This window comes from Plantactinospora sp. B6F1, from assembly GCF_040120695.1.
Lineage (GTDB): Bacteria > Actinomycetota > Actinomycetes > Mycobacteriales > Micromonosporaceae > Plantactinospora.
This window is the reverse complement of record NZ_JBEEAC010000002.1, coordinates 145,142-162,281: the sequence shown is the minus strand read 5'-3', so window position 1 is coordinate 162,281 and position 17,140 is coordinate 145,142. Positions and strand designations below refer to the sequence as shown.

Annotated in this window: 12 protein-coding genes and 1 pseudogene; 5 read left to right on the top strand and 8 right to left on the bottom strand. The window is 72.8% G+C overall.

All coding sequences use genetic code 11. The features are described 5' to 3' along the window. Positions 1–46: 46 nt before the first annotated feature. The 3 genes and pseudogenes from ABNF97_RS03855 to soxR form a co-directional block, all read right to left on the bottom strand. Positions 47–1,960: a PPC domain-containing protein gene (locus tag ABNF97_RS03855; RefSeq protein WP_349337661.1), complete on the bottom strand. Its 1,914-nt coding sequence runs from the start codon at positions 1,958–1,960 to the stop codon at positions 47–49. A gap of 235 nt (positions 1,961–2,195) precedes the next feature. Continuing rightward, positions 2,196–6,785: an HAD-IC family P-type ATPase gene (locus ABNF97_RS03850; RefSeq protein WP_349337842.1), complete on the bottom strand. Its 4,590-nt coding sequence runs from the start codon at positions 6,783–6,785 to the stop codon at positions 2,196–2,198. Between the two features lie 432 nt (positions 6,786–7,217). Continuing rightward, positions 7,218–7,649 (bottom strand): annotated as a pseudogene (gene soxR, locus ABNF97_RS03845) (redox-sensitive transcriptional activator SoxR); the annotation flags it as partial. A 131-nt stretch (positions 7,650–7,780) separates the two neighbouring features. Here soxR and ABNF97_RS03840 point away from each other — a divergent pair. From ABNF97_RS03840 to ABNF97_RS03825, 4 genes are all read left to right on the top strand, one after another. Beyond that, positions 7,781–8,356, top strand: a complete 576-nt coding sequence (locus tag ABNF97_RS03840; RefSeq protein ID WP_130461227.1) for a 3'-5' exonuclease family protein — start codon at positions 7,781–7,783, stop codon at positions 8,354–8,356. Positions 8,357–8,432: 76 nt separating this feature from the next. Beyond that, the gene (locus ABNF97_RS03835) at positions 8,433–8,627 is read left to right on the top strand and encodes a hypothetical protein (protein ID WP_349337660.1); all 195 of its coding nucleotides are present in this window, start codon (positions 8,433–8,435) and stop codon (positions 8,625–8,627) included. 182 nt (positions 8,628–8,809) lie between these two features. Then, a complete protein-coding gene (locus tag ABNF97_RS03830; protein ID WP_130465704.1) occupies positions 8,810–9,361 on the top strand; it encodes a YbaK/EbsC family protein in 552 nt (183 codons plus the stop codon). A 932-nt stretch (positions 9,362–10,293) separates the two neighbouring features. Continuing rightward, on the top strand, positions 10,294–11,376 hold the full coding sequence (locus ABNF97_RS03825) for a helix-turn-helix domain-containing protein (protein ID WP_130461225.1): 1,083 nt from the start codon (positions 10,294–10,296) through the stop codon (positions 11,374–11,376). A 119-nt stretch (positions 11,377–11,495) separates the two neighbouring features. Here the strand turns inward: ABNF97_RS03825 and ABNF97_RS03820 are convergent, their stop codons facing one another. Both ABNF97_RS03820 and ABNF97_RS03815 read right to left on the bottom strand, forming a co-directional pair. Then, complete coding sequence (locus ABNF97_RS03820) at positions 11,496–11,927, bottom strand: SufE family protein (protein ID WP_130461224.1); 432 nt, start codon at positions 11,925–11,927, stop codon at positions 11,496–11,498. Positions 11,928–11,950: 23 nt separating this feature from the next. Further along, the gene (locus tag ABNF97_RS03815) at positions 11,951–12,376 is read right to left on the bottom strand and encodes a CBS domain-containing protein (protein ID WP_349337659.1); all 426 of its coding nucleotides are present in this window, start codon (positions 12,374–12,376) and stop codon (positions 11,951–11,953) included. A gap of 161 nt (positions 12,377–12,537) precedes the next feature. Here ABNF97_RS03815 and ABNF97_RS03810 point away from each other — a divergent pair, with 161 nt between their 5' ends. Next, complete coding sequence (locus ABNF97_RS03810) at positions 12,538–13,161, top strand: dTDP-4-dehydrorhamnose 3,5-epimerase family protein (RefSeq protein WP_349337658.1); 624 nt, start codon at positions 12,538–12,540, stop codon at positions 13,159–13,161. A gap of 21 nt (positions 13,162–13,182) precedes the next feature. On the opposite strand, the gene sigJ is transcribed toward ABNF97_RS03810, so the two are convergent. The 3 genes from sigJ to ABNF97_RS03795 all read right to left on the bottom strand — a co-directional run bounded on the left by sigJ (position 13,183) and on the right by ABNF97_RS03795 (position 17,049). Beyond that, on the bottom strand, positions 13,183–14,124 hold the full coding sequence (sigJ, locus tag ABNF97_RS03805) for an RNA polymerase sigma factor SigJ (RefSeq protein WP_349337657.1): 942 nt from the start codon (positions 14,122–14,124) through the stop codon (positions 13,183–13,185). A gap of 3 nt (positions 14,125–14,127) precedes the next feature. After that, complete coding sequence (locus tag ABNF97_RS03800; RefSeq protein ID WP_349337656.1) at positions 14,128–15,072, bottom strand: NAD-dependent epimerase/dehydratase family protein; 945 nt, start codon at positions 15,070–15,072, stop codon at positions 14,128–14,130. A gap of 174 nt (positions 15,073–15,246) precedes the next feature. Beyond that, entirely contained in the window at positions 15,247–17,049 is a 1,803-nt protein-coding gene (locus ABNF97_RS03795) for a proline--tRNA ligase (protein ID WP_349337655.1), read from the bottom strand. Positions 17,050–17,140 lie beyond the last annotated feature (91 nt).

Sequence of the window (17,140 nt, the reverse complement as noted above, 5' to 3'; positions counted from 1 at the left end):
TTCGACCGGAAGGGGCCGCGGGAACGCGCGCGGTGCTAGTCGGCGGTCACCGGGTGACGCCGAAGGCGATCCGGCCGAGGGTGTTCTCGACGCCGGTGAAGCCCTCGCCCGGGTTGAAGGTGTCCTCGCCGAAGTCGACGTCCGGGTCGTCGGCGGTGCCGCCGACGCCGTCCGGGCCGACGCCGAACAGGAGCGGGAAGTTGCCGCCCTGGTCCATCAGGTTGGCCTGGTCGTTGAACTGGTCGACGTGCCAGTTGCCGAAGAAGTGTCCGGCCTCGTGCGCGGTCACGTTGCCCACCGCCCGGCCGACGAAGCCGATCCGGTCACTGTCCGGGGTGAGGTACGTGTTCAGCGAGGCCTCGTCACCGGCCGGGTCGCTCAGCACGTCCAGCAGTACCAGGGCGGAGTCCTGGGTGCCGAAGTTGCCCGGGTCGATGAACTGGGCGACCCCGATGGTGGGTACGCCCGACTCCTGAATGCTGCCGCCGACGATGATCCGGCTGACGTTCGCCTGCCCGAACGGGTCGGCGTGGTCACGGCTGTTCAGGATCCGGATGTCGAAACGCTGGTTGAGTCCACTCTCGATCATGTCCCGACGGAGGTTCTCCCGGACCTCGGCGACGATCGCGTCGATCACCGCGTCCTCGTCGTCGGCGGTCAGTCCCCAGCGGCCGAGGAAGGCCCGCATCGGGCTGAGGGTGCGTACGCCGGGGCCGCCGAAGATGGCGGTGTTGATCCGTGCGCCGTCGAAGTCGAGGAAGAGGGTCTGCCGCGGCTGCTGCCCCGGCCGGTACGCCTCGACGGTGATGTCGTACATGCCGTCGCCGAGGGTCACCCCGACGTAGTGCCAGCCGGCCCTGTCGGCCACGTGTTCGGTGACCGCGTTTCCGCCGCCCGGCAGCGGGCTGTTCGGCGGGTAGAGGGCGGAGGCGTCCTGGTCGGAGCCGTGCACCTCGCGGTGGTCGGGGTCGTAGACCGTGATCTGGGCGGCCGAGCCCTCGACCGAGGCACCGAGTACGTCACCCGGCCGCAGCCGTACGGCGAAGAAGTCGCTGTCCTGCTCCGCCGTCGAGATGGTCACCCGGTACGGCCCCTCGCTGCCGGCACCCCCGCCGCTGGCCGAGTCGAACGGATCCCCCGGAGCCGCCGGGAAACCGATCACCGCCACGTAGTAGGTACCGTCGGCGTCGAACCGGTGCACCAGCAGGCTGTCCAGTCCCTCCGGGGTGTCGTCGTTGAGCCCGACCAACGAGCCCTCGGCGTCGTAGAGCAGGACGACCGGGTCGAGGTCGCCGGTCGGAGTGTCGATGTCGACCGTCAGGGTTCGGCCGGCGGTGCCGGTCAGCTGGTAGAAGTCGAAGTCACCGCTGCCGCTGCCGGCGCTGCCGTGCGGGCCGTCCCCGATCGTCGCCGAGGTCGTGACGGCCTGCTCGGTGGCACCGACCCCGGTCTCGCCGGCCAGCGGGATGGCACCGTCGTCCTCCGGGTTCGGCGCGATCTCCGTCGCGTCCACCCTCTCCGGGGAGAGGGTGCCGAGGATCCGCAGCCGCGGATTGTCCCGGGCGCCCGTACCGAATCCGGTGATCCGCTGTGCGGTCGCCGGGGTGTCGTTGCCGCCCCGGACGCCGGTCGGTTCCTCCTCGTCGGCCACCACCGGTGCGGCGGCAGCGGCCCGCTGCTGCGCCCGCAGCCCGGCTCGCTGGTTGCCCTGTTTCGCCAGCCAGTTCTTCCATCCGACGTAGTCCGCCTTGGCCGGATCCGGCAGCAGCGCCAGGAACGGGTTCGGCCCGGCCGGCTGTTTCGCCGCGTTCGACTTCACCCCGGCCAGGCCGACGGACGGCGCGGTGGTGGCGGCACCGGTACTCCGCTCGTCGTCGTTCGGCCGGGCCTGGACGGCGCTGGGTGTCAACCCCGCGACCACCAGCGTTCCGGCGGCCAGGATGGCGATTGTTCGACGCATAGGTCCCCCTCCGAGATGCCATCGCCCGGTGGCCCCGCCACCGAGGGCTACCGTGACGCTACTGATCTCGAAGGGAAATTAATAGAAGTAGCGAGATATTTAAGTACATCGCGGTGTACTTCTTTCTCGCCGGCCGAACCGGGATCGGCGACGGCCTCCGGACGTGGCGGAGGCCGCCGCCCTCCACGACTCGCGGAGACGGTCCGTTGTGGAAGTGGTGACCCGGTGCGCCCGTTCAGCGGGTTGCGGTGGAGTCGCCGGCCTGTCCGGCCTCGTCGACGTGGTCGTCGGTGTGGTCGTCGACGTGGTTGTCGGTGTGGTCGTTGACGTCGTCATCGGTGTGGTCGTCGACGTGGTCGTCGGCGGACGGCCGGGCGATCAGCCGGTCGACGGCGGTGGTGCTGAGGGTGGCGCCCAGGGCGCTACCGGCGGCGATCCCCCAGCCGACCGGCCCGAGCGGGGTGCAGCCGAAGAAGTGGCTCAGTCCGGGGGTCTGGATCACCCCGGCCAGGACCGCCACCGAGAGGGCGGTCGAGGCCAGCACGGCCGGGCTGGTCCCACCGTCCAGCAGCGTCTGGCCGAGCTGGGTACCGACCAGCGAGGCCAGCGCGACCGTGCCGGCCCGGCGTCGGGTGCCGGTGTAGCGGGCCAGGGTCCAACCGGTGGTCGCACCGAGGGTCGTGGTGCCGGCCCGGAGCGCGATCTCCCGACTGAGGGTGGCGCCGAGGGAGGTCTCCGGTCCCTCGGTGAGCAGGGCGTCCATGCTCTCCGCCCGGGGTGCCCGGACCGCGATCGCCATCGCCGGTGCCAGGTCGGTGAGCAGGTTGACCAGCAGCATCTGCCGGCCGCTCAGCGCGGACCGGCCGGTCAGCGCGGCGGTGAGCACGCTGAACGCGATCTCGCCGAGGTTGCCGCCGACCAGGATGCTCAGCGCGTGCCGTACCGACGACCACATCGCCCGCCCCTCGACCAGGGTGGCGATGATCGTTTCGAGTCGGTCGTCGGTGACCACCAGGTCGGCGGCGGCCCGGGCCGCCGGGGTGCCCCGCTGGCCGAGCGCGATGCCGACGTCGGCGAGCCGGATCGCGGGCGCGTCGTTGGCACCGTCCCCGGTCATCGCCACGGTACGCCCGCACTTCTGCAACGCCCGGATGATCCGTACCTTGTGTGTCGGCGTGCACCGGGCGACCACGTCGGTCCGGACCAGTCGCTCGGCGAGGGCGTCGTCGTCGAGCCGGTCGAGTTCGGTCGCGGTGACCACCCGCTGGTCGGTGTCGTCGGTACTGATGATCGCGGCGATCGCCTCGGCGGTGGCCGGATGGTCACCAGTGATCATGATGGTGTGCACCCCGGCCTGCCGGATCCGGCGCACCGCCGGAGCGGCACTCTCGCGTACCCCGTCGGCGAGGGCCAGGAAGCCGAGGAAGGTCAGGTCCCGAACGTCCTCCTCGGTGACCGCGTCGCCGGGCAGTTCCCGCTCGGCCACCGCGAGCACCCGTTGCCCGGCCCCGGCGTGCCGGTCCAGCGTTTCCTGCAGGGTTCGCCGGCCGGCCTCGTCCAGGGGCCGGTCGCCCTGCCGGGTGCAGCGGGGCAGGATCGTCTCCGGCGCGCCCTTGACGCTGAGCAGGTGGTGGCCCCGATGCCGGCCGACCGTGGCGTGGTAGCCCCGGGACGGCTCGAACGGCAGCGCGTGCTCCGGCTGCCAGGGATGCGTCCGGGTGCCGGTGCCGACCCCGGCCCGCCGGGCGCCGGTCAGCACCGCCCGGTCGGTCTGCTGGCTGACCTCCTCCGGCCGCTCGGCCGCCGGAGTGGCCCGCAGCGCCGCCGCGAGTACGGTACGCAGCGGCCCGTCCAGCGTGTCGAGGTCGGCGTACCGGTCGCCGTGACCGTTGCCGACTCCGGCCAGCATCAGCTCGCCCTCGGTCAGGGTGCCGGTCTTGTCGAAGCAGAGCACGTCGACCCGGCCGAGTGTCTCGATCGTGCGCGGATTCCGGACCAGCGCGCCGTGCTCGGCCAGCCGACGCGCCGCCGCCAGCTGCGCGGCGCTGACCAGGAACGGCAACCCCTCCGGTACGGAGGCGACCGCGAGGTTGGCGGCGGTGCTGGCCGACTCCGCCAGCGGTACGCCCCGGAGCAGCCCGGCCCCGGCGACCGCCACCGCCGAACTGGCGGCGAGCGGGATGGAGAGCTTGGCCAGCCGGCCGAGTCGAGCCTCGACCCCGCTGGTCGGGGCCGCCTCACCGGCCAGCGCCATGCCCCGGCCGACCTCGGTGTCCGCCCCGGTCGCCACCACCACGGCGAGGCCTCGCCCGGCGGCGACCGTGGTCCCCTCGTAGAGCATCGACCGGCGGTCCGCCACCGCGGCGGCCACCACCGGCTGGCTGGTCTTCGTCACCGGCAGCGACTCCCCGGTCAGCGACGACTCGTCGGCCTCCAGGCCGACCGCCTCGACCACCCGGCAGTCCGCCGGCACGGCGTCGCCCGGGTCCAGCGCCACCACGTCGCCGGGGACCAACTCGTCGGCGGCGACCACCCGCTCGGTGCCGTCCCGCCGGACCCGGGCGGTCACCGCCGACCGGGACAGCAGGTCGGCCAGCGACCGTTCGGTGGAGACCCGGTGCGCGGCGCCGATCAGCGCGGTCATCCCGATCACCCCGCCGACGAGGGCCGCGTCCGCGATCGAGCCGACCGCGGCGGAGAGTCCGGCGCCGCCGGCCAGTACCGGGGTGAGCGGGTTCGCCAACTCCTCGACGAACGCCCGGGGCAGGTCGGGGCCTTCGGTAGGGCCGATCGACGCCGTCCGGCCGCGTCGCCCGACCTCCTCGGTGGAGAGTCCCGCCTCGTCGGTGCCGAGCCGGTTCAGTACGGTCCGTACCGGCATCAGGTGCCAGGGCGTCTGCGGGGCGGCGATCGAGGTACGGCGCTCGGGCAGCCGGCCCGCCCGCCAGACGCCGTGCCCGATGGCAAGTCCGGCGGCGGCGTTCACCGCCGCCATCGCCCGGCCCGGCAGTTGCCCGGGTGCCGCGGTGAACGCCGCCACCGCGCCGAGCCCGCTGCCGCCGACGGCCAGCGCGATGCTCTGCCGGGCCACCGTACGGGCCAGTCCGACGGCCTCGACCACCAGCGCCGCCACCCCGAGGTCGGAGCCGACCAGCAGGTGGGCGCCCCACGGGGGCGGCTCATCGGCGTGCCATATCCCGAGCCCGCAGTCGGCGGCGGCCAGCGCACGCGGATCGCTGGAGACCAGGGCGACCATCGCTCCCTCGGACTGCAACGACCGGATCGATCCGGCGAGCCGTGGCCCGCCGGGCAGGTGCCCGGCCACGAACTCGTGGTCGCCGTCGCTGCTGCCGTCGTGGTCGTGGTTGCCGTCGTGGTCGTGGTCGTTGGGGTGGTGTTCGTGGAGGTGGTGGTGTTCGTGGAGGTGGTGGTGTTCGTGGAGGTGGTGGTCCTCGTCGGCGATCAGGAGGCGTAGGCCGGCTCGGCGGGCCGCCGCCGGCAGGGCGTCGATTCCGGGGGCGGGTTCGGCGGCCACCCGGACCACGGCGGCGAGCCGACCGCCGGCGGTCAGGCCGAGCAGGGTGCCGCCGTCCGGGCGGAGCCGGTCGATCTGCTCGGCACCCGCCCCGTCGGGCAGGCGCAGTGCGTCGAGCGGACCGAGAGCCCAGCCGTCGTCGTCGCGTACCCGGTCCGGGGTCTCCGGGTCGAAGAGGTCGAAGGCGCGGGTCGCCACCTCCTCGGCGTCGGCGCCGGGCAGCGGCAGCAGGTCGGTGAGGACGCTCCGGGCGGAACGCAGTACGGCGGCGTCCAGTACCAGCACGTCGAGGCGCTCCAGTTCGCGCAGCACCGTACGGTCCATGGCGATCACGCCCCGCCGGGCGAGCAGCCAGCCGAGCCGCGCCGCGTACGCCTCCCGGCCGGCGACGGCGGCGCTCGGGATGCTGGCCAGGGTCAGGGCGGCGGCTCGCTTGCGGCTGGCCGGGGCCAGCGCGGCGACGCCGGCGAGGGTGCCGGACTCCAGTATCCGGGCCAGGTAGCGCTCGATCGGACCGTCCGGCTTGGGGTGCGGTCGCTCGTCCGGCGGCGGTGCCGCCGCGGCCCGCTCCGGGGTACCGGCGAGCCTCGGCTCGGCCTGTTCCCAGGCGGCCAACTGCGCCCGGGCCTCGCCCCACTGCAGCACCCGCTGTGCGCCGTCGAGCAGGATTCCGGCCCAGCCGCCGGTCAGACCCTGGGCCAGGACGGTGGCGAGCGGCAGCCAGGAGTCGGCCCGGTGGTCGCCGCGTAGCCCCCGCCCGGCCAGCGCGTGCAGCCTCGGGTGCAGGTCGACGGCGCGCAACAGGCCGGCGAGTTCGCCCGGTGCCCGGGTGAACGGCATGATCCGGACCGCCGCCGACAGCCCGAGCCCGAACGCGTCCATCGCGATCCGGGCCATCGCCCGCCGGGTCCGTGGGCCCTCCTCCGGGGGATGCGGTTCCGCGCAGTCCGGGTCGGGCGCCCGATCGTCGGTACTTTCCATCGCGGCGATCACCGCGATCAGCTCCCGCAGTCGCGGCGCGGGCGTGCCGACCGTCACCACCACCCGCCCGGAGGGAGCGTTGACCCGGGCCCATTCGACCCCGGACAGCCCTTCCAGCGCGTGTTCGATCCGGGCGGCCAGCCATTCACCGCCGGGCTGGGCGATCCCGTGCACCTCGATGTGGTGCCGTCCCGGGCGGGACCAGACCGCACGGCGCCTGAGGCCGGCGGCCCGGGTGGCCCGGGTCGCCATGGACTCGGCGCGGTGCGCGACTCCGGCGACGAGTTGCGGCACGCCGCGCGGCGACATCGCCTCGGGCAGGGTGGGCAGGTGGATGCGGCGCAGGTCCACGCCGGGGATCCGCAGCCCGAGGGGCGTCATCGACCGGAGCCGCCGGCTGGGCGGCCGCTCCGCCCGGCGGCTGGGCGGCTGTCGCTGGCCGCACTCGGGTACCGCATCTCACCCTCCCAGAGCCGTGGGTCGGCCCTGGGTTCCCGGTCAGCGCGGCCTTATGCCCTCTTCCGGCATGAAGTCTCCCTTCCGTCAGACCCGGGCCCCGACGGGATCGGCCGGGCCGTAGGAGGCGCAGACGTCCGGTCCACCGCAGGTCACGTCCGTGCTGTCGACCGCCGAGGCTGGCGCGGGCGCCGCCGCTGGCCTGGGCGCATCCACTGGCCCGGGCGCGGCCTCTGGCCCGGGCGCCGCCGCCCCTGGCGTGGACGCTGTTTCGGTGAGGCCGGCGAGCAGGTGGCGTGGCCCCGGTCCGGTACCGGCCATCACGTCGCCGGGGTTGGAGAGGGCGCACCGGTCCAGTGACAGGCAGCCACAGCCGATGCAGTCGGAGAGGTCGTCGCGGAGCCGTTGCAGGGCGGCGATCCGTTCGTCGAGCTGGCCGCGCCAGTTCGCCGAGAGCCGGGCCCAGTCCGCGCGGGTCGGTGTGCGCTGCTCGGGCAGGCTGGCCAGAGCCTCCCGGATCTGGGCCAGCGGCACACCGACCCGCTGGGCGAACCGGATGAAGGCGACCCGGCGCAGGACGTCGCGGCTGTAGCGGCGCTGGTTGCCACTGGTCCGGGTACTGGTGATCAGGCCCTTGGCCTCGTAGAAGTGCAGGGCCGAGACGGCGACGCCACTGCGCGCGGCGAGCTGTCCGACGGTGAGGGCAGGTGCGGTCACGGGTCGAGGGTATCCCGAATACCTCAACTAATGTTTAGCTGTGCCGGGAACCTCACGCCGGAACCGTCCGAACCGTCTTCGGGGGTGGAATTCGGGTGGACCGGGTCGGCGTGGCACCGCAAGCTGATCTCGTGGCTGAGCTTCCGGAGTTGTACGTCGCGGTCGACGTCGAGGCGGACGGGCCGATCCCCGGGCCGTACAGCATGATCTCGCTGGGCATGGCGGTCGCCGGCCGGCCCGAGCTGACCTTCTACACCGAGTTGCGCCCGATCTCCGACGAGTTCGTGCCCCAGGCTCTCGCCGTCTCCGGGCTGGACCGGGAACGCCTGCTCCGGGAGGCGCCGCCGGCCGAGGAGGCGATGACCGCCGCGGCGAGGTGGGTGAACGGGCTGCGCAAGCAGGGAAGGCCGGTCTTCCTGGCCGCTCCCGCCGTCTGGGACGGGATGTTCGTGCACTGGTACTTCGTCCGGTTCACCGGCCGGAGTCCGTTCGGGGCGACCGGTTCCGGGGTGGACCTGCGTAGCTACTGGATGGGGCGGACCGGCGCCGAGTGGGCCGGTACGCACAAGGGGAAGATCAAGTATGCGCTGGGTCTGACCGGGATCCCGCACACCCACCACGCGGGCGAGGACGCGGCGGAGCTGGCCCAGGTCTTCGACGCCGTACTGCGACGGCCGGCAGCGGGGTCGACCGACGGAGGCGACTGACGACGTACCGCACCCGACCGGGCGAGCCTGTCCGGAACACGAAAAATCTCCGGATTCAGGGCCTACTCTCGAACGCATGATCTACATGGCTCTGGCCGCGCTGATGTACGTCTGCGGCTTCGTCTTCCTCTACGGCGTGGTCCGGATCGCCGTCCGGCACGGCATCGAGGACGTCGACCTGCGGCGGGAACGGGCCGCCCAGTCGCCCGAACGGGACCGGCTCCGGGAACGCAGCCTGGTGCCGGACGACGCCTTCCTCGCCGGCAGCTGACCCGCCCGCGGTTCGACCGTCGGTTGCTGACGGCCGACCCACGCCACGTCGTCGTCCTGCGCGTCGCCCCGTCGTCCTGCGGCGTCGCATCCTCGTTCGGCGGCGCCTCGCCCCTTGGCCGGTGTGCCCGGTCGGAGCCGGTGTGTCTGGTCGCAGTGGTCGGTGCGAGGATCGCGGGCGTGATGGGAACTCTGAAGACGGAGCCGGCCCGGACCCGCCAGGATCTGCTCGCACCGCCGGTGACCGAGGCCCTGCACCGCTGGCCCGCCGACTCACCGGTCGGCGTGGACGACATCCTGGTCGCGCCGATCGACGCCACCCTGGCCGACACCGTCGCCTTCTGCGCCGCGTACGACGTCGGACTCGACGTGTCTGCGAACTGCGTGGTGGTGGCCGGCAAGCGGGAGGGGACGGTCCGGTACGCGGCCTGCGTGGTACTGGCGACCACCCGGGCCGACGTGAACGGTGTGGTGCGCCGCCACCTCGACGTACGCAAGGCGAGCTTCGCCCCGATGGCCGAGGCCGTCGAGCTGACCGGCATGGAGTACGGCGGCATCACCCCGATCGGGCTGCCCGAGTCGTGGCCGATCCTGGTCGACTCGCGGGTGGCCGGCACGCCGTACGTGATCGTCGGGTCCGGCGTCCGGCACAGCAAGATCGCACTGCCCGGTGCGGCTCTCGGGCTCCTGCCGACCGCCGAGGTCGTCGAGGGGCTCGCCCGCGAGGTCGGCTGACGATTCGCCCGCCAGCTCGGCTGAGGGCTGTCCCGACCGGCCGGTCGCCCTCTGCCCGGACGGGTCGGTCGAGCGGTCCGGCCAGCAGATCGGGCATCGGCAGAGGACGATCCGGACCTGGCCGGTGCCGGAGACCAGGCGTACCTGCCCGGGGCAGTGGTGGGGCGGCGTGGTCACCGGCGGACGCAGGGCGAGCGGGCACGGCAGGCACAGCGTCGTCTCGCTCATCCGGGATTCCCTTCGCCCCCGTCCACCGGCTCGCCGCCGGTCACCCCCGGCGAGGGGGTGGCATGGCTGTCGATGTCTACCACATCGGCAACCGGAGGTGCGGGTACGAATGGGTCGTTCACCATTTCTAAATACGCACGTGCCGTCGCCAGTGCCCGGCAGCCCGGCAGTTTGCAGATAGCGCAACGACCGTCGTCGCGTGGCCAGTGTTCGATCACGATGAGCCGGGCCGACAGCACCATCCGATTACGTATTCGGCGCGCGGCCGGGCCGGTCATCTCCGCCCGCCGCGCCGCCGGCGCACGCCCGGGGGGCGCACCGGCCCAGTCGCACCCACGAGTCGCCTCCTGAGCTGCCCGGGAGGTGCGGCGGCCGCCGGCACGACCGCCGCACCCGGTGGGGCGCCGCCCACTGGTCAGGGGGAAGACAGCGGGTAGGCGCCCCCGTCCCGCGCGGACCGATCACGAGCCGACCTGGAGGCCGACGAGATCGACTCGGGTCATACCCGCGGGTCGTGGAACTCCTGTCCCGGCACCGATCCCGAGGTCACTCCAGGCTTACGTTCTGTGCCCGGAAGCGGTAAAACATTGATCGATGCCACATCGAACTGAAGCGATCCACATCCCTACATTCCCGTAATCAGAGAACTACCGATAGTAGGCGCGGTTTTCAGGTGTTTTCCGGAGCGCACAGGCGGTAGACGGATGGATCACGTCGGCGCAAGGCTGAGGGTGGCGCGTACGGACGCCAAGGTCACCCTGACCCAGATGGCGGCCCGCACCAACTACAGCAAGAGTCATCTGTGCAACGTGGAGCTCGGCAAGCGGCCGGCCACCCCGGATCTGGTCCTCGCCTACGAGCGGGTGTTGGGAGACAGCGTGAACCGCAGAGGTGCCCTCGCACTCGCCGCGACCGTCGTCGTCTCCTCCGCCGTGGCCGAGCTGGTCCAGCACGGGTTCGCCGCCGCCATCGGGCCGCGTCGGGACGTCGACGAGTGGGTTGCCCGGGCCGAGGCGTACGGGCAGGACTACATGTCGCTCGGCGCCGCCGAACTCCGGGGCCGGCTCGCCGCCGATCTGGTGGTGCTGCAACAGGAGCTGGGCAGCCCACACCTGTGGGGGGTCGCCGCCCGGTTGATGACGGTGCACGGCAAGACCCTGCCCGGCAACGACGGTGGCCGGGGAGCGATCCGGTCGTACGAGATGGCGGCGATCGCGGCGGATCGTTCCGGCGACCTGGCGACCCGGGTCTGGGTACGCGGCCGGGCCGCCCTCGCGCTGGCGTACGAGGGGGCGCACCTGCCGGTCGCCGCCCGCTTCGCCGAACACGCCGTCGCGCTCTCCGACCGGCCTACCCTGGGCCGGTTGAACGCGCTGACCGCGCAGGCGCACGTCGCCGCCTGTCGGGGTGACACCGTCACCGGCCTGGCCCGGCTGGACGATGCCCGCCGGGTCTTCGACACGGCCGGCAGCTCGGAGCAGATCTCCGACTTCGCGGTGCCGCAGTGGCGGTTCCACACCTTCGAATCGATGCTGCTGTCCCGGCTCGGCCATCCCGCGGCGGTGGCCGCACAGGACGCGGCGGACCGGACCCGGCCGGAGAGTCTGCCCCGGTTCGCCACCCACATCGAACTGCACCGGGGTCTGCTGATGGCGAGCGCCGGGGACGCGTCCGGCGGACTCGGCCACGCCCGGCGGGCGCTGGACCGGTTGCCGCCCGAGCGGCACAGCCTGTCGCTGCGGCTGATGCTGGCCGAGGTCGAACGGGCGGCCGGAGTCGCGCGCTGACGGACCGCCGCCGCCGGACGGCCGCGCGACGGCACTCCTGTCGCAGCGATGTCTGTCGATGTTGTTGCACGTGAAACCTTGCCGCGCCACGGGTGTCGACCGGCCGCGCACCGGCACCGTCAGGCGAGCTGGTCCCGGACCTGTCGCTTGAGCCGGGCCAGGATGGCGTTGCCGCCGCGTACCCGCAGCGGACTGATCGCCTGAGCCAGCCCCATCTGCTGGTAGAGGTCGTCCGGCACGGCCAGCACCTCGTCGGCGCTCGCCCCGGCCAGTCCCTCGGCCAGGATTCCGGCGAAGGCCCTGGTGGTGGGCGCCTCCGGCGGGCAGTCGAACCAGGTGGTCACCGTACGGTCGGCGGCCACCTCGGCGCGCAAAAAAAAGGCGGTCTGGCACTCCGGGACCTGCTCCATCCCGGCGTGGCCGGTCAACTCCGCCGGCAGCGGCGGCACCGCGTCGGAGAACTCCAGCAGCATCTCCAGGACCACGTCCCGGGGAGCGGCGGCGAACTCCGCCACGATCTCGGCGAGCTTCGGTGGCATCGACTGCGGCATGGGCCCCAGGCTACCGAGGTGGCTCAGGGGCGGATGCCGGCCTCGCTGATCTCGCTGAGCACCGGCGACGGCTCCGGACGAACCGCCAGGTCGCCCAGGGAGACGATGCCGACGAGTTGCCGGTCGCCGTCGCAGACCAGGATCCGGCGTACGGCCCGGTCCCGCATCAGGGCCGCGGCCTCGGCTGCGGTGGAGTTCTGTTCGATCATCACAATGTCCCGGGAGGTCACCGAGCCGATCGTGGTCTGCCGGGCGTCCCTGCCCTCGGCGACGGCCCGGATCACGATGTCCCGGTCGGTCACCATGCCGAACAGGCTCGACCCGTCCGTCACCACCACGTCGCCGATGTCGGCGTCCCGCATGGCGCGGGCCGCCTCGTCCAGGGCGGTGGCCGCGGGTAGATAGACGATCGTTCTGGTCATGACGTCACGGACTCTGACCTCAGTCACTGTGTACCTCCGAACCCCCGAATTCCGATACCACCTGCTACCCCTTGGCCGGCACGCTAACACCATGTCGGGTTTCCGATCGGTCACCTGGGTCGTTGCACGTTATGGTGCGGTTGGCCCCGACAGGCCGGAGAGATCCGGAGTAACGCTGTGAGGTGCGAGTGAAGGCCACGGAGCTGTCCATCGCCGGTGCCTGGGAGTTCCTTCCGCAGCAGTTCTCCGACGACCGCGGCCGGCTCCTCGTCTGGTACGACGCGGCGGTCTTCGCCGACGCGCTCGGCTTCGAGTTGTCCGTGGCGCAGGCCAACCAGAGCGTCTCGCGGCGGGGCGTGATCCGGGGCGTGCACTGGGCCGACGTACCGGTCGGCCAGGCCAAGTACGTCTACTGCCCGCGTGGCGCCGTACTCGACGTGGTGGTCGACCTGCGGGTCGGTTCGCCGACCTTCGGCCGGCACGAGATGACCCGGCTGGACACCATCGACAACCGTGCCGTCTATCTGTCCGAAGGGCTCGGCCACGCCTTCGTCGCGCTGGAGGAGGAGAGCGTCGTCAGCTATCTCTGCTCCGCCCGGTACGCCCCGGCGCGGGAACGCATCGTGCACCTGCGGGATCCCGAGTTGGCGCTGCCCTGGCCGGCCGAGCTCGACCCGATCCTCTCCGAACGCGACGCCGACGCGCCCAGCCTGGCCGAGCTGCGCGCCGCCGACATCCTGCCCCGGTACGCCGACTGCCAGCGGCTCTACCAGGCACAACGGTCCGGCAGGGCCGGCCGGCCGACGGACTAGGCGTCGCGGCTGTCCGCCCGGTTACCTGCCGACCCCGGTTGCGCCGTCGTGGCGTCGGCGGGCAGCGCGGACCCGTGCACCGAGGTCGCTGACCGGTTCGAGGTGGCGCAGCTTGTCGGGGTTGACGATCGAGTGGATCGCCTGGATCTCGCCGTCGGCGATGTCGAGCCCCAGCACACCGAAGAGCCGGTCCCGCGAGTCCAACACCATCGCGCCGGGCCGGCCGTTGACCTCGGCGATGCGGATGCGCACGCCACCGTGCGGTGCCACCAGCGACAACGCGGCCAGCAGGTGCCGGGCCACCGTGGTCCGGCCGTTGATCGCCCGCGCCAGCGCGGGGACCTTCCCGCCGCCGTCGCCGCGCAGCACCACGTCCTGGGCGAGCAGCGCCTCCAACGCCCGCAGGTCGCCGTGCTCGGCGGCCGCGAAGAACCGCCGGGCCAGCTCTTCGCCCTGCCGGCGAGTGGCGTGGTAGCGCGGCCGGCGCTCCCGGACGTGGGCCCGAGCCTTCGCCACCAGGTGCCGGGTGCTGTCGAGGTCGGAGCCGATGATGTCGGCGACCTCGGCGTACGGGTAGTCGAACACCTCACGCAGCAGGAAGGCGGCCCGCTGCCGGGGCGACAGGGTTTCCAGGAGCACGAGGAACGCCAGCGACATCTCGTCGGCGGTTTCCGCGCGGTCCGCCGGTGACGGGTCGGTGACCAGCGGCTCCGGCAGCCAGTCGCCGACATACCGTTCGCGCCGAGCCCGCGCCGAGCGCAACTGGTCGATCGCCAGCCGGGTGACCAGGGTCGCGATGTACGCGCGCGGCGAGGCGATCCGCTCGTCCCGTCCCAGGGTCTGGTGCATCCGCAGGAACGCCTCCTGCACCACGTCCTCGGCCTCGCCCACGCTGCCGAGCATCCGGTACGCGATGGCGAACGCCCGGGGGCGCAGCTCGGCGTACAGATCGTCGGCGGACACCGGTCAGCCCAGCCCTTCGACGAAACCCCTGCGCCAGCTCGGGTACCGCAACGTCCAGCCCAGCTCGCGCTTGGCCTTCTCGCTGGAGATGCCCCGGGCCCGGGTCATCATGTCCACCGGCATCTCGCCGGCCAGCATGCGCACGAGCCAGGCCGGGAGGCGGCGCGGCGGCTTGGCGCCGAGAACCCGGGCCAGTTCCGGCAGCCACTCGCCCACCGGCGCCGGGTCGTCGTCGGCGACGTGGTAGATGCCACTCCTGCCGCGTTCGACGGCCGCGACCGTCGCCGAGACGGCATCTACGACATGCACCAGCGACCACACCCCCGAGCCACCGCCGACGATCGGGAACTTCCGTCGGCGGACCTGCGCGGCCATACCCGCGCCCGGCGCCAACTCTACGCCGGTACCGGGGCCGTAGAAGCCGCCGTAGCGAAGCGCGATGCCCTCGGCCCACGCGATACCGGTCACCGCGGTCTCCAGATGGCGCAGCGCCGCCACGGCTTCCTCGGCATCGGCCGGCGGATTCGGCTCGATCCGGCCGCTCTCGTCGACGACCGGCCCGCCGACCCGTTCCATCCACATCGCGTTGCTCTGCGCCACGAACGTGCGTACCCCGACGGCGCGCGCAGCCGCCAGCAGGTGGTCGGTGCCCACGGTGCGCAACCGGTTGGTGGCCGCCGCCATGAGCTTCGCGTGCCGGAAGTCGGTCGGACCGCTCAACGCCGTCAACTGATGCACGACCACCTCCGGCTCGGCCTTCGCCACGGCGTCAGCCACCGACTCGGCGTCGAGCGCGTCGACGATGACCGGTTCGGCACCCAGGGACCGCAGGACGCCGGCCTTCTCGGCCGAGCGAGTCGTACCGACGACCTCGTGGTTGCGGGCCACAAGCTGGCTGACCAGATGCCTGCCGATCGCACCGGTTGCGCCGGCGAGGAAGACCTTCATGACGTCTCCGATCGTTCGTGTGCCTGCCTGCCAACAGGCGGGCGGTCAATGCCTGCCTGCCAACACAGACGAGACGACCGGGTGCCCCATGAACGACAGTTGCCCAGGTCACAGTTGTCCGGGCCAGGGCGGCTGGCCCACGACCGAACCAACCGGACACCAACGGGCGGGACGCTAGCCGGCCGGACCCTCCGGGCCTGGGTGCTCGCCGGCCGGACCCTCCGGGCCTGGGCGTGCCGGACCGGCCAGCCGGGCCAGGAGTTCCGCCGCCGAGAGTTCGGCGCGGTCTCCGGTGACGCGGTCGCGTAGTTCGACGTACCCGTCGGCCCAGCGGCGGCCGACCACGACGGTGCGTGGGATACCGATCAGCTCGGCGTCGGCGAACTTGACCCCGGCCGAGACGTGCGTCCGGTCATCGACCAGCACCCGCAGGCCGCGCCCGGCGAGCTGCCCGCCGAGGTCCAGCGCCGCCGCCAGCTGCGGCCCCTTTCCGGCCGCCACCAGGTGTACGTCGCAGGGCGCCACCGCCGCCGGCCAGACCAGCCCCCGCTCGTCGTGGTGCTGTTCGGCGATCGCCGCCACCGCCCGGGACACCCCGATGCCGTAGCAGCCCATGGTCGGCCGGACCGGCTTGCCGTCCTGACCCAGCACGTCGACCCGGAACGCGTCGGTGTAGCGCCGGCCGAGCTGGAACACGTGCCCGATCTCGACGCCCCTGCGGATCGTCAGCACCCCCGGCCGGCAGGCCGGACAGGGGTCACCGGCCCGGACCTCGGCCGCCTCGATCGTCCCGTCCGGGGTGAAGTCCCGCCCGCAGACGACGTCGGTGGCGTGCCGGCCCGGCTCGTCGGCGCCGGTCAGCCAGGCGGTGCCGGCTGCCACCCGGGGGTCGACGAGATAGCGGATGCCGAGCTTGGCCATCAGTTGCGGACCGATGTAGCCCCGGACCAACTCGGGCCGGTCGGCGAAGCCGTCGAACATCGACACGGTGGCCGGGCTCAGCACCGCCGCGAGCCGCCCGAGATCGACCTCGCGGTCCCCGGGTACCCCGATGACCAGCAACTCCGGCTCGTCCGAGCCGGGCCGGCGCAGCTCGATGACGACGTTCTTCAGGGTGTCGCCGGCGGCCCAGTCGGTCCGGCCGCCGAGTCGTCGGGCGTTGGCGAGCGCGACCAGACTCTCGATGGTCGGCGTCTCCGGGGTGTCGTGCACCTGCGCCGCAGGGTGCGCGTGCACGTCCCCGGCCGGGGCCGGCGGGGTGGTCACCGCCTCGGTGTTGGCCGCGTAGTCGCAGGCGGTGCAGCCGACGAAGGTGTCGTCGCCGACCGGCGTCACGGCGAGGAACTCCTCCGACGCCGAGCCGCCCATCGCGCCCGAGGTCGCCGCGACGATCGTGTACGTCAACCCGAGCCGGTCGAAGATCCGCTGGTACGCCGCCCGGTGCCGGTCGTACGCCGCCGCCAACCCGGCCCGGTCGAGGTCGAAGGAGTAGGAGTCCTTCATCAGGAACTCCCGCCCGCGCAGCAGCCCGGCCCGGGGCCGCGCCTCGTCGCGGTACTTCGTCTGCACCTGGAAGATCGAGACCGGGAAGTCCCGGTACGAAGTGAAGGTGTCCCGGACCAGCAGTGCGGCCATCTCCTCGTGGGTGGGACCGAGCAGGTACTCGGCGCCACGCCGGTCCTTGAGAGTGAAGATGTCGTCGCCGTACTCGGTCCACCGGCCGGTCGTCTCGTACGGCTCCCGGGGCAGCAGGGCCGGGAAGAGCACCTCCTGGCCGCCGATCGCGACCATCTCCTCCCGGACCACCTCGGCGATCCGGTCCAGCACCAGCCGGCCGAGCGGAAGCCAGGTGTAGCCGCCCGGGGCGGCGCGACGGACGTAACCGGCCCGGACCAGCAGCCGATGGCTCGACACCTCCGCGTCGGCCGGATCCTCGCGCAGCGTACGCAGAAACAGCGTGGACATCCGTAGCAGCACCCGGGCAGCGTAGACCCGGGGGCGGGAGCGAGGCACGAAAATGTCGGCCGGCTGTCGGGCGCGCTGGGCCGGCGGGGTGCGGCGCCGGTCA

What these genes read in the sequence shown, in the direction of transcription:
- ABNF97_RS03830 (WP_130465704.1), top strand. Translation starts at nt 8,810, where the DNA reads ATGGGAACTCTGAAGACGGAGCCGGCCCGGACCCGCCAGGATCTGCTC.
- ABNF97_RS03825 (WP_130461225.1), top strand. Translation starts at nt 10,294, where the DNA reads ATGGATCACGTCGGCGCAAGGCTGAGGGTGGCGCGTACGGACGCCAAG.
- ABNF97_RS03855 (WP_349337661.1), bottom strand. Translation starts at nt 1,960, where the DNA reads ATGCGTCGAACAATCGCCATCCTGGCCGCCGGAACGCTGGTGGTCGCG.
- ABNF97_RS03835 (WP_349337660.1), top strand. Translation starts at nt 8,433, where the DNA reads ATGATCTACATGGCTCTGGCCGCGCTGATGTACGTCTGCGGCTTCGTC.
- ABNF97_RS03800 (WP_349337656.1), bottom strand. Translation starts at nt 15,072, where the DNA reads ATGAAGGTCTTCCTCGCCGGCGCAACCGGTGCGATCGGCAGGCATCTG.
- ABNF97_RS03820 (WP_130461224.1), bottom strand. Translation starts at nt 11,927, where the DNA reads ATGCCGCAGTCGATGCCACCGAAGCTCGCCGAGATCGTGGCGGAGTTC.
- ABNF97_RS03850 (WP_349337842.1), bottom strand. Translation starts at nt 6,785, where the DNA reads ATGTCGCCGCGCGGCGTGCCGCAACTCGTCGCCGGAGTCGCGCACCGC.